Source organism: Parafrankia colletiae (assembly GCF_001854655.1).
In the GTDB taxonomy this organism is placed as follows: Bacteria; Actinomycetota; Actinomycetes; order Frankiales; family Frankiaceae; genus Parafrankia; species Parafrankia colletiae.
This window is the reverse complement of the sequence record NZ_MBLM01000002.1, coordinates 160,251-172,561: the sequence shown is the minus strand read 5'-3', so window position 1 is coordinate 172,561 and position 12,311 is coordinate 160,251. Positions and strand designations below refer to the sequence as shown.

The 12,311-nt window shown below is 69.6% G+C and carries 10 protein-coding genes; 8 read left to right on the top strand and 2 right to left on the bottom strand.

The genetic code is table 11. The features are described 5' to 3' along the window. Positions 1-47: 47 nt before the first annotated feature. The 3 genes from CC117_RS00845 to CC117_RS40000 are packed head-to-tail and all read left to right on the top strand — an operon-like array spanning position 48 to position 2,949. The gene (locus CC117_RS00845) at positions 48-1,163 is read left to right on the top strand and encodes a class I SAM-dependent methyltransferase (RefSeq protein ID WP_084131177.1); all 1,116 of its coding nucleotides are present in this window, start codon (positions 48-50) and stop codon (positions 1,161-1,163) included. Beyond that, positions 1,160-2,374 carry a glycosyltransferase gene (locus CC117_RS00840; protein ID WP_071081782.1) on the top strand — a complete coding sequence of 405 codons (1,215 nt, stop codon included), beginning with the start codon at positions 1,160-1,162 and terminating at the stop codon, positions 2,372-2,374. The genes CC117_RS00845 and CC117_RS00840 overlap by 4 nt, the downstream gene beginning before the upstream one ends. Next, positions 2,371-2,949, top strand: coding sequence for an acyltransferase (locus CC117_RS40000; protein WP_084131171.1), 579 nt, complete (start codon positions 2,371-2,373; stop codon positions 2,947-2,949). The genes CC117_RS00840 and CC117_RS40000 overlap by 4 nt, the downstream gene beginning before the upstream one ends. A gap of 76 nt (positions 2,950-3,025) precedes the next feature. On the opposite strand, the gene CC117_RS00830 is transcribed toward CC117_RS40000, so the two are convergent. Continuing rightward, on the bottom strand, positions 3,026-3,766 hold the full coding sequence (locus CC117_RS00830; RefSeq protein ID WP_241829711.1) for an acyltransferase: 741 nt from the start codon (positions 3,764-3,766) through the stop codon (positions 3,026-3,028). Positions 3,767-4,240: 474 nt separating this feature from the next. Here CC117_RS00830 and CC117_RS00825 point away from each other — a divergent pair, with 474 nt between their 5' ends. Both CC117_RS00825 and acnA read left to right on the top strand, forming a co-directional pair. Next, entirely contained in the window at positions 4,241-5,545 is a 1,305-nt protein-coding gene (locus CC117_RS00825; RefSeq protein WP_241829710.1) for a glycosyltransferase, read from the top strand. 484 nt (positions 5,546-6,029) lie between these two features. Beyond that, the gene (acnA, locus tag CC117_RS00820) at positions 6,030-8,813 is read left to right on the top strand and encodes an aconitate hydratase (protein WP_071081780.1); all 2,784 of its coding nucleotides are present in this window, start codon (positions 6,030-6,032) and stop codon (positions 8,811-8,813) included. Positions 8,814-8,936: 123 nt separating this feature from the next. On the opposite strand, the gene CC117_RS00815 is transcribed toward acnA, so the two are convergent. Further along, on the bottom strand, positions 8,937-9,278 hold the full coding sequence (locus tag CC117_RS00815; protein WP_071081779.1) for a YkvA family protein: 342 nt from the start codon (positions 9,276-9,278) through the stop codon (positions 8,937-8,939). A gap of 325 nt (positions 9,279-9,603) precedes the next feature. On the opposite strand from CC117_RS00815, the gene CC117_RS00810 reads away from it, so the two are divergent. The 3 genes from CC117_RS00810 to CC117_RS00800 all read left to right on the top strand — a co-directional run bounded on the left by CC117_RS00810 (position 9,604) and on the right by CC117_RS00800 (position 12,175). Next, complete coding sequence (locus tag CC117_RS00810; RefSeq protein ID WP_071081778.1) at positions 9,604-9,897, top strand: type II toxin-antitoxin system TacA family antitoxin; 294 nt, start codon at positions 9,604-9,606, stop codon at positions 9,895-9,897. Positions 9,898-10,025: 128 nt separating this feature from the next. After that, positions 10,026-10,523, top strand: coding sequence for a GNAT family N-acetyltransferase (locus CC117_RS00805; protein WP_071081777.1), 498 nt, complete (start codon positions 10,026-10,028; stop codon positions 10,521-10,523). 701 nt (positions 10,524-11,224) lie between these two features. After that, the gene (locus CC117_RS00800) at positions 11,225-12,175 is read left to right on the top strand and encodes a hypothetical protein (RefSeq protein ID WP_071081776.1); all 951 of its coding nucleotides are present in this window, start codon (positions 11,225-11,227) and stop codon (positions 12,173-12,175) included. Positions 12,176-12,311: the final 136 nt, after the last annotated feature.

Genomic DNA, 12,311 nt, shown 5'->3' with positions numbered 1-12,311 from the left:
CCCCATCCCGGGCAGCCGACTTCCGTACACGAAGAGGGGAGCTTGCCATGCCTGCTCAGCGGACCCTGGTCCGACCCGGTGCCGCCCGACCGGAGGATGCTCGCGACGCGTCGGGCCGGGCCGGGGTCGGCAGGATTTGGCGCGGCGGCGGCCATCGAGCGGGGATCGCCGCGGCGGGCCGGGAACTCCGGGTGGTGTGGCAGGCGGGGGACCACGGCGGCCGTCTCGCCTTCTTCTCCGGATGCACGGATGCGGCCTACTGGGACATCGTCTGGCGTGACCTCGGACTGTCCTACCGCCGGAGCCGGCGGGGGCACCTGCCCTATCAGCTGCGGTCCACCTTTCTGAGGTGGGTTGCCCCGGGCGGGCGCGTACTGGAAGCCGGCTGCGGTCTGGCGCACTTCACGGTCGCGGCTCGGGCTCGCGGCTTCGCGGCGGAAGGTGTCGACTGGGCGCCGGAGACGCTTGGCCGGATTCGCGCACTGCTCCCGGACGTGCCGCTGCGGTTGGCGGATGTCCGACGGCTCGACTGCCCGGATGCCAGCTATGACGCCGTCTACTCGCCGGGGGTGTGCGAGCACTTCGCGGAGGGACCGGAGCAGATTCTTGCCGAGACCTACCGGGTTCTGAAACCGGGTGGCATCGCGATTGTGTCCACGCCGTGTCTCAACGAGTATCTACGTCGCAGGCGGCATCTGTACGAGAACGGATCGGTGCTGCCGTACGAAGCCACCGGAAAGGGCGAGCGGAGCACTGATCCGGTGACCTCTGCATCCGAACCCGCATCCGAGGCGCCATGGAATGACTTCTACCAGTATGCCTTCACCCCGGAGGGAATGTCCGCGATCCTGCGCGGCCTCGGCTTCGAGGTGGTGGACGTCCGCCTGCACGGAACCCTTCTCACACTGGCCACCTGGTCCTTTCCGTGGCTTGGTCGGCTTCCCGGATGGCTCGGTCGGCTGCTCGGTTTCACGGTCGACAGTCTGCCCGTCCTTCGCCGATGGGGAGCGAGCTGTATCTGGGTCGCCCGACGTCCGTTGAGTGTGACTGGCGTGTCGCTGATACCTCCGTTGAACGAGGGCGCGGCGGCGGATCAGGAGAAGAGGGCGACAACGATGATCGGCGAACAGCGTGGCGGCGAGCGAGAGGTGGACCTGCGGTGAGGATTGTGACTGTTCTCAAGACCGGTCATGGYTGTCTGTGGACGATCCCCATCCTGACCCGGCTGGCTGCCTGCGGCCACGACGTGGTGGTTCTGCTTCCCGAGGTGGACAGTCCCCTCGCCAGGCGGTGCGCGGAGAACGGGATCCGTGTCGTGCCAAGTCCCGCGCCGGTCCGGTCGCGTTCGCCGTTTCGGCAGGCCGTCAGCGTGTGGAGGCTCCGTGGCCTGCTTCGTGCCCTCGACCCGGATGTGCTGCACTACCACCTGTACGCCGCCGCGGTGCTCTCGCGGCTGGCGTCCCTGGGACGTGGCCCGACCCGGCGGCCGGCCCGGGTGCACATGGTGCCCGGTCCGCTCTACCTGGAGAATCCGCTGATCGAGATGGTCGAGCGGCGCTTCGTCCGGGCGGACGACCTGGTCGTCTGCTCGTCGGGGCACATCCGTGAGCGGTACCTCGACCTCGGGGTGCCCCCCGAGCGGCTGCCGACGGCTTCCTACGGGGTCGACCTCAGCTCCTTCGCGCCGTCTGGCGATGACGCGAAGGCAAAGGCACGGGCGGAGCTCGGCCTGGATCCGTCCGCCCTCGTCGTGGTCTGTGTCGCCTACTTCTACCCGCCGAAATGGCTGGTGCACCGGGGTAGGGGGATCAAGGGACATGACGCCCTGCTCCAGGCCTGGTCCCGCTTCAGGGAGCACTCCGGCCCTGCGACGTTGGTCCTGGTCGGTGGTGGGCACGGCTCGGGCGGCGAGGCCTATCGCGACTATCTGCGTGCGCAGGCCGCGGGGCTCCCCTCCGCCGGGTCGGTGCTCTGGGCGGGTGCTGTGTCAGACGTACGTCCGTTCTACGCTGCGGCCGATGTGAGCGTCAGCCCGTCGCTGTCGGAGAACTACGGCGCCGTGGCGGAGGCATCCGCCTGCGGGGTTCCGAGCATCGCCACGGCCGTGGGTGGGCTGCCGGAGCTGGTGGACGACCACACCGGCTGGCTGGTGCCGCCTGACGATCCCGCGGCTCTCGCCGTCGCCCTGCGCACGGTCTTCGATCTGCACCAGGCCGCGCTGCGGGGCGATGACGGCGGGGATGGCCTGGCGCTACGGGGACAGGCCGCGCGCAGGCGCGCCGAGCACCTTCTTGATCAGGAGAAGAACCGAGGATTCATCGCCGACGCCATCGTCGGTGCAGCCCGGTCGTCCAGGGCGGAGCGCAGGTCGTGACGGGCAACGGGCACGGGCGAAGGAAGCACCGGGTCGAGGACATCATGGCGATGGCCCGCCGAGTCCCCTCGGGACTTCACCAGCGCTATCAGCAGAAGACCGACCCGATCGGCTACGCCCGCAGGATTGGTGTCCGCATGGGCGATCGCTGCTGCCTGATCGGTGTCAGCGGGTCGACGTTCGGGAGCGAGCCGTACCTGGTTCGCCTCGGTGACCACGTGGTGGTTGCGGCCGAGGTGAGGTTCGTGACCCATGACGGGGCCGTCTGGGTGCTGCGTGACGATCATCCCGAGAGTGACGTCGTCGCCCCGATCACCGTGGGGTCGAACGTCTTCATCGGGCTTGGTGCGCTCATCATGCCCGGGGTGACGATCGGCGACGACGTCGTGGTCGGCGCGCGTGCGCTGGTGAACCGGGACGTTCCCGCGGGCTCGGTGGTGGCTGGGATGCCCGCGCGGGTCGTGTCGTCCTTCGCGGAGTTCAGTGCGCGGATTCTCGCCGCGTCCGTGGGGACGGGCCTCCTGCCCGAGCAGGAGAAGCACGAGCGGCTGAGGGAACTGTTCGAGCACCGCTGAGGCCGGGCGGGTCGCGTACGCGACCCGCCTGCCTGCCCGCCCGCCCGCCTCGCCGATCATCGACCGATCAGACCGGTTATCGTGCCGGCGAGGTGAAGTCCGCCCGAGCCGCGGAGCGCTGTGCGGGCAGGACGGCCGCAGTCGCGTCGGGGGAGCGGTCATCCGGGCGTACATCGGCCGCCGCCCCGGAACGGGACGTGCGCAACGGCACTGCCGGCACGCCCCCGACCCTGGCGCCCGCGGCAACATCCGCGGTCACCACGGCGCCCGCGCCCACCACTGCATTGTCCCCGATGGTCACGCCGCGCAGGACAGTCGCCTTCGCGCCGAGCCACACGTTGCTGCCGAGGGTCACCGGCGTGGCGGAGAACAGCATCGCGATACTGGGGATGTCGGGTGCAACCACGTGGTCCTGGTCGCGGACCACGCTCATCTCGGCCAGCAGACAACCGGCGCCGATGACCACCCGCTCGCGGGCCACCACCATGCAGTGAGGTCCGAGAACGTCCGTGTCCAGGGTGAGCACCGCGCCGTCTGCGGCCTCCAGGTAGACATCCCGGATGAGGACGGTACGCCGGATGACCATTGTGCCGTGGGGAGCACAGCGGATCGTGCACCCGGGCCCGATGAAGGAGTCGAACCCCACCCTGACCCCGGGCTGCGTCATCCGTACCAGGATGATCCTGGCCCAGGAGGCGACCACCGCGGCACAGCGGGCGCCGCGCCGTACGAGGCGCGCGTAGCTGGCCGTGAGGCCGGTGCGCGCGCCGTCGGCGGACGCTGTCGTCTCCGTGGAGAACAGTCGGCTTGAACGCAACGTTCTCATCCCTCCCTGCGCGGCTCGTGCCGCGTCCCGAACGGTACCCGTCGGCGTAATTATGATCTTACTTATAGTAAGTTTCGCGCGTGGACATGGCTGGCTGTCCTCGGCGACCGACCGTGGCCCGGGTGCCGTGGACCGCGTTCCGGCAACCAGGTGGGCTGGCGGCTCGTCTCCCACCCCACGGTCCGGGGTGGTCTGGGGCGCTCCGGCGGTGATCGGCCTTCGTGAGCCTGCGCCGGGACGAGCGACGCCTGGCGATGCCTGCCACCGCGTTTCGCGCTCCCGAGTGTCATAACTCCTTGTAGTGGAGATCTCTCTGTAGGTTGACGGGAGTTGTCAGGCGTCCGGTCCAATGCGCAGCAGCCGACCCGAAGAGCGGAGGGTCGCGATTCAGCTGGTTGGCGGGCATCGGTGGCTGACGGGACATCGGCGGACGAATCAGTGGGCAGACAAGCAGGTGGCATGCGCATGGGTGGCAGGTACATGGCTGGTGCACGGGCCGATCCGCTGCCGGCGGGTGAGGCCGAGCTTTCCCACCTCGCGGCGGGCACCGACCGGGAGTCGCCCCCTACGGCAGGGCAGGTGAACCCGGTGCCCGCTCCGAACCGTCGGACCGACCCGGTGACGGTGCTCGAGGTGCTGCCGAGGATGGACCTGGCCGGTGAGACGATCCGCGTCGTCAACCTGCTGCGCCGCCTGGACCCGACCGAGTTTCGGCTGCTTTTCTGCGTTACCTCGGGTGCTCCCGGCTCGATGGACGAGGAAATCCGGGCCCTCGGTGGCGAGGTCTACTACTGTCGCGCGGACCTCCGGTTCCCCTTCGCGTTTCGCCGGCTGCTGCGCGATGTGCGGCCCGACATCGTTCATGCGGGCGTGGCGGCCTTTTCGGGCGTGGTCCTGGCGGTGGCCCGCGGGTCCGGTGTGCGGCGGCGGGTCGCGCACTTCTTCACCACCACCGACCGGCGTGGCGACACCGTCAGCGGGCGCCTGCGGCGCACCGCCGGCCGGGTGCTGCTGGATGCCTTCGCCACCGACCTGCTCGCGGTCAGCGAGGCGGCCATGCGAGGCCAGTGGCGCGAGAGCTGGCGCCTGGACTCCCGGTGCCGCGTTATCTACAACGGTGTCGAGCTGGAACCGTTCGGTGTGGCCATCGCGGGCCAGCGTCCCATGCCGTCCCTCCCCGAACTGGACGAGTTCGGCGACGTCGTGACGCAGCCGTTGACCGTCCTGCACATCGCCCGTCCGGACCCGGTGAAGAACCGGTCCCGCGCGGTCGAGATCGTCGCGACGATGTGCACCCGCGGTTTCGACGCCCGGCTGCGGGTCGTCGGGCGGCAGTCCGAGGAGGAGACCAAGGGACTGCTGACGCTCGCTCGCGGGCTGGGCGTGTCCGACCGTGTCGAGTTCCTCGGGGAGCGCGGCGATGTCCCGAAGCTCCTGGTCAACTCGTCGCTGCTGTTGGTGACCTCGCTGCGCGAGGGGTTGCCGAGTGTGGTGCTCGAGGCCTGTGCCGTCGGTACCCCGGTGCTGTCGTCCGACCTGCCGGGCGTGGCGGAGATCGCCCGGGTGCTGCCCGGGATCACCATGCTGCCCCTGAGTACCCCGAACGAGATCTGGGCCAGCACCGCGGCCGATCTCGCGATCGTGCCGCCCACTCTGGACGAGCGTCGGGAGGCGATGCGCCGGCTGCGGCGCTCGCCGTTCACGATGGAGAACTGGCAGCGCGACATCACCGCCGTCTGGTCGCAGCCGCAGCCGCAGCCGCAGCCGTAGCCGTAGCCGTAGCGGGTAGCGGTAGCCGCGGCCCTCCCGCGGTCGTAGCGTGGCCGTTGGCGGCCGGTGGCCTGCCCCCGACCCCGTCCAAGGTGGACCCGGCCGGGGTGGGACATCCCACCTCGTGCCGGGGTGCGTTCGGGGCGTGCTGGCAGGATGCCGAACGTCCCGTGCCGCCCGGCCGGTGGGCACGAGGTGCACGTCCGGACGGACCACCTGATATTTTTAGCGTTGCTAACTAAATGGTGGTGCGGATGGCCGGGGCCGTGTGCCGGTGTCCGGGAGGCGATGGTCACACCCCCAGCGGCCCTTGCTCGAGAGCTACCGGCYGCTCTGGCCGTCGCTGTCACCCCTGGGAGTGCCAGGATGGGGCGAGAGGTGGTCGACCGTGACGAACTCGGGGTCGGTCATCTGTGATCGCTGCTGGTGTCGAACCTCCCCGCCGACGAGAGGTGGGTGAGGTGACGAGGAGGAGACGAAGGCCATGGACAGCTTCGGCAGCACCGGCAGACTTGCGGTAGGTGATCGTACCTACACGATCAGGCGGTTGGATGCGGTGCCCGGGGCGGACCGCCTGCCGTACAGCCTCCGTGTTCTGCTCGAGAACCTGCTGCGCACCGAGGACGGCGCCAACATCACGGCGGACYACGTGCGCGCGCTCGCCGCCTGGGACCCGGCCGCCGAGCCGAGCCAGGAGATCCAGTTCACCCCGGCCCGGGTGATCATGCAGGACTTCACCGGCGTGCCCTGCGTCGTCGACCTCGCCGCGATGCGCGAGGCCGTCGTCGCACTGGGTGGCGACTCGTCGAAGATCAACCCGCTGGCCCCGGCCGAGATGGTGATCGACCACTCGATCATCGCCGACCACTTCGGCCGGCCGGACGCCTTCGAGCTCAACGCGACCCTGGAGTTCCAGCGCAACCGCGAGCGCTACCAGTTCCTGCGCTGGGGCCAGGCGGCGTTCGACAACTTCACCGTGGTGCCGCCGAACACCGGCATCGTGCACCAGGTCAACGTCGAGCACCTCGCCCGCGTCGTCTTCACGAAGGAGACCGCGGAGGGCACCCTGGCCTACCCCGACACCCTCGTCGGGACGGACAGCCACACCACGATGATCAACGGTCTCGGTGTGCTCGGCTGGGGCGTCGGCGGCATCGAGGCCGAGGCCGCGATGCTCGGCCAGCCGGTCAGCATGCTGATCCCGACCGTCGTCGGCTTCAAGCTCACCGGCGAGATGCCCCCCGGCACCACTGCCACCGACATGGTGCTCACCATCACCGAGCAGCTGCGCAAGCACGGCGTCGTCGGCCGGTTCGTCGAGTTCTACGGCGAGGGCGTGGCGAACGTCCCGCTGGCGAACCGCACCACCATCGGCAACATGAGCCCCGAGTACGGCTCCACCTGCGCGATCTTCCCGATCGATGCCGAGACGCTGTCCTACCTGCGGCTCACCGGCCGGCCCGACGAGCTCGTCGCGCTGGTCGAGGCGTACGCCAAGGAGCAGGGCCTGTGGCACGACCCGAGCCACGAGGCGAAGTACACCACCACCCTCGAGCTCGACCTCTCGACGGTCGTCCCGTCGCTGGCCGGGCCGAAGCGCCCGCAGGACCGGGTGCCGCTGTCCGTCGCGAAGCCGTCGTTCCGCAAGGCGCTCGCCGACTATGCGAAGCCGACCACGCTGGTGGACGGCGGCGCGGACGCGGCCGACGCCGAGTCCTTCCCGGCCTCCGACTCGGCCGCGGCGTTCGGCGACAAGCCGTCGGACGCACCGGTCTCGGCCAACGGGGTCGCCGGTGACGTCAGCGGACGCCCGTCCAACCCGACGAGCGTGACCCTGGCCGACGGCACCACCTTCGAGATCGACCACGGGGCGGTCGCGATCGCGGCGATCACCTCCTGCACCAACACGTCGAACCCGCAGGTCATGCTGGGGGCGGCGCTGCTCGCGCGGAACGCGGTGGAGAAGGGCCTGACCCGCAAGCCGTGGGTGAAGACCACCTTGGCTCCCGGTTCCAAGGTGGTCATGGACTACTACGAGCGGGCCGGCCTCGTCCCCTACCTGGAGAAGGTCGGATTCAACCTGGTGGGCTACGGCTGCACCACCTGCATCGGCAACTCGGGCCCCCTGGAGGAGGAGATCTCCGCCGGGATCAACGGCGCCGACCTGGCCGTGGTCAGCGTGCTGTCGGGCAACCGGAACTTCGAGGGCCGGATCAACCCGGACATCAAGATGAACTACCTGGCGTCCCCGCCGCTGGTGGTCGCCTACGCGCTGGCCGGCACGATGGACATCAACCTCGACACCGACCCGCTGGGCACCGACACCGCCGGCGAGCCGGTCTACCTGCGTGACATCTGGCCGAGCGAGGCCGAGGTCGCCGAGGTCGTGAACAGCTCGATCGCCTCCAAGATGTTCGCGGACGGCTACGGCGACCTCTCCGGTGACGCCCGCTGGCAGGCCCTGCCCATCGGTGACGGCGGCGAGGTGTCCCAGACCTTCGACTGGGTCGAGGACTCCACCTACGTCCGCCACCCCCCGTACTTCGAGGGCATGACCGCCAAGCCGGCGCCGCGCACCGACATCAACGGCGCCCGGGTGCTGGCCTACCTGGGGGACTCGGTCACCACCGACCACATCTCCCCGGCCAGCTCCATCAAGAAGGACTCCCCGGCCGGGCGGTACCTCACCGAGCACGGGGTGGCCCCGTCCGACTTCAACTCCTACGGGTCGCGCCGCGGCAACCACGAGGTGATGATCCGCGGGACGTTCGCCAACATCCGGCTGCGCAACAAGCTGGTGCCGGGCGTGGAGGGCGGCATCACCCGCCACCTGCCCGACGGCGAGCAGCTGGCGATCTACGACGCCGCCCAGAAGTACGCGGCCGACGGTGTGCCGCTGGTGGTCCTCGCCGGCAAGGAGTACGGCTCCGGCTCGTCCCGCGACTGGGCGGCGAAGGGCACCGCGCTGCTCGGCGTGCGGGCGGTCATCGCCGAGTCCTACGAGCGGATCCACCGCTCCAACCTGATCGGGATGGGCGTCCTGCCGCTGCAGTTCCCGGTCGGGCAGTCCGCGGAGTCGCTCGGGCTCACCGGTGAGGAGACCTTCACCATCACCGGCCTGGCCGACATCGACGAGAAGACCCCCACCATCACCGTCCAGGCGGGGGACATCTCGTTCGAGGCCGTGGTGCGCATCGACACCCCCGGCGAGGCGGAGTACTACCGCCACGGCGGGATCCTGCTCTACGTCCTGCGCTCGCTGATCTGAGTCGCGTGCCGGGGTGTGGCCCGGGGAGGCCCGATCGGGCCTCCCCGGGCCACACCCCGGCCCACCCGGGCAGCGGCGCCGCCCGGGTGGGCCGGCGCCATGCCGGGCCGGCCGGGAGTGACGTCAGCGCCGGCCGATGCCGCGGCCGCGTGGACGGGCGTCCAGCATCCTCGGCTCGCCACCTCTGGGCACGGCCCGGCGGGAGTCGACCAGCCTGCGCAGGTAGAACAGCGCGCCGAGGATCACCGCCACGTCGTCGACCAGCCCGACCGGCCCCAGCGGGAACTCGGGGACGGCGTCGACCGGCGAGACCACGTAGACCAGGCTGGTGATCGCCGCGGCCACCCCCTGGATCGGCATCCGGTAGCGCCGTAGCAGGTAGACGGTGCCGACGACCAGCACCACTCCCACCACCGCGATCACCCCGAGGATGACCACGAGCGTCGTGCCGAGATCGTCGCTCATCGACGTGCCGCGGGTCGACGTGCCGCGGGTCGACGTGCCGCGGGGCCGCGTCCGCGCTCCGTGCGGCGCCCGACGGGCGCGAACAGGCCCGGCCGCCGCCGTGTCCCTGGCTGGTAGGCCATCGTGATGCTCACCGTTCCTCCGGTGGAAGGGGAAGAGTGGAAGGGGAGGAGATGGGGATGAGGGTGATCCAGGAGATGCCCACCCGCACGCAGGTTCGAACATCCGCAGCGCCCCGATCGGATCTCCCGCCCACCTTTCGGCCGTGCCGGCGCGGAGGAGACCCGACGTCGCATCTCGTGGACGGAAACGGCAGACTGCCAGCATGAGCTCCGCCGCGGACGAGAACATCAYGGTCAGCCTGCCCGAGGAGGACGCGGAGATCATCCGTTCCGCCGCAGAGGCCGAGGGCCTGAGCCTGAGCATGTTCGCGGCCGAGAGTATGCGACGCCACGCCCGTGACGTGCTGGCCGACCGCCGCCTGTTCCGCGTCTCCGACTCCGCCTGGGCGGAGCTGGAGGCCATGCTGCAGACGCCCCCGGCCGACAACCCGCGGCTGCGCCGGCTCCTCGACGAGGAGCCCGGCAAGGAGCAGCCTCCCGGCCCGCAGGACGCCTAGGACCGTCAGCAGCACCCGCATCACGCTGGCGCCTGCTCCCGCGCCGCGCGCCGCGCGCCGATACCGGTGCCGTGAGCGGCCAGCTCCACCACCATCTGATCGGCCATGGCTGAAGGGGGAACCGATCCGTGTCGCTCACGAAACCGTCGGCCCTGACGGAGAATCACGACACGGTCGCGTTCGGCTGCGGTGATCCTGCTGTGGACAGCTGGCTGCGCCACCATGCGAAGGACCACCAGCAGGAACGGATCACCAACACCTTCGTGATCCTCGACGGGTCCACCATCGCCGGCTTCTACTGCCTGGCCACCGGGGCCATCGAACGAGTCTCGACGCCCTCCCGGTGGCGCTCACGCCGCCCCGCCGACCCCGTGCCGCTCATGCTGCTCGGCCGGCTCGCAGTGGACGTCCGTCACCAGGGCCGGGGCGTCGGCGCCCGGCTTGTCCGCGACGCCACGATGCGGGCGCTCACAGTGCGGCGCATGGTGGGCACGCCACTGCTCGGTGCGCACGCCGTTGCACCCGCGGGCCAGGCCTTCTACCGGCACTTCGGCTTCAGGCCCAGCGCCGTGGATCCCTGGCTCACCCTGCTGCCGCTGCAGAACGCCGCCGGCCCGCCGGCCTGACCGCGCCGGTCACCGGCTCCGGGGACGGTTCGGGCCCACCGGTGACGACAGGACCGTCCACCGGTGACAGGTCAGGCCCGCTCGTTCGCCTGTAGACACATTCTCCTGCGCCACTGCCCGGGCCCCGGCGGCTATTAGCGCGCCCGGCCCGGATGAAAAGGTGTGCGCGCTTCGTGGGCGCCCGATAGGGGATTTCCGGCGGAGCTGTTCCGTCCGGTCGCCGTGAGCGATATGCGCTTACCCGGGTCCGGGGTCAGACGGCTCTGCGGTGCCGCTTCTGCCCAGTTTTCGTGGGTGGCTTTCCCGGCGGGTGGCTGGATTTTCCGCCGAGATGTCGGGCCCGGGTCGTGCGTCTTGACCCCAAAGTTGGTTTCCCGCAGAAAATAAGGCGTCGCGTGTGGCTGGGGTGCATCGGGTCGGGGCGTTCCCGTGTCCATCGGAATACTACTGAAAGGGCGCTGGCGGAGCCCTGAGACACGCCTGTTTCGTCCTGCGATCGAGACGGCTCTCGACGGCTATGTTGTCCCCGAGCAGCTGAGGAAAACGATCGCCTTGAAAGGTCGAAGATGACAAACAAGATGGGACGGCGTACTGCTGTTCTGGCCACCTCGGGGATGGTTTCTGTCGCGGTGGTGCTGGGGGCGGGTGCGGGCGTTGCGCAGGCTGCGCCCCAAGGCCCTGCGGGAGTGCACAAACCGGAAGTGAAGAAGGACAGCACATCGATAAGCTACGAGCGCGTCCTGTGGTTCGACAACAAGGACAAGAAGGAGCGCCCGAAGAAGGAGTGGCCCAAGCACGAGAAGGACCACTACGGCAAGGACCACTCGAAGAAGAAGGAACGGCCGTGGTACGACGAGGCGGCTGCCGGTCAGGACGGTTATGACGACCCGGCCCTCGGCCGGGGGCCGGCCGATCTGGAGGAGCCGGGTGCCTTCGTGGACCCGGTAGGTTTCGACGAGCCGGGTGGTTTCGTTGACCCGGCCGGTCTGGCCGACTTCGGGTTGAACGACGACTTCGTGGACTCGACGCTCGACTCCGGCCTCGCTCCCGGCGTCGGTGAGCCCTCCGCGGACCTGGACCCGAGCGCGACCTACGGCCCGCGGGACGATTACAAGAAGAAGCACAGCGAGATCTCGAAGCGCAAGGACGCTATCAGCTACGAGCGCGTCCTCTGGTTCGCGGACAAGGACAAGAAGGAGCACCCGAAGAAGGAGTGGCCCAAGCACGAGAAGGACTACGACGAGAAGGACGACTGGGGCTGGAAGGACGGCAAGGACCAGAAGGACGGCTGGTCAGAGTCTGACGACGAGTCCCTCGGCTACCCGGTCGACGTGGAGGACTCCGGCGCTGGCTTTGGTCCGGCTGCGGTCGAGCCCGCTGCCAGCGAGCTCGCTGCCTACGGGCCCGCTGCCTACGGCCCCGCCGCCTACGAGCCGGCCGYGTACAAGCTGGGCTACGACAAGCACGGGAACCTGGTGAAGAAGAAGATCAGGATCACCGTCGAGCGGGTTCTCTGGTTCAACTCCAAGAAGAAGCACGACAAGCACGATAAGTATGACAAGCACGACAAGTATGACAAGTACGAGTCCAACCCGTGGAGCGGCCAGCAGTACCCGTACCTGCCTGAGCAGACGTCGGCGCCGCTGATCTAGCAGCTGAACAGCCGGTCGGGAACACCGGCTTTCGTGGCGCGAGCGCAACGGGCGCCGCCCTGACCCTGGCGGCGCCTGACTGCGCCACGCCCGTTCCAGGAACGCCCCCCTCGGGGGCGCCGGACGCAGCTGGGAC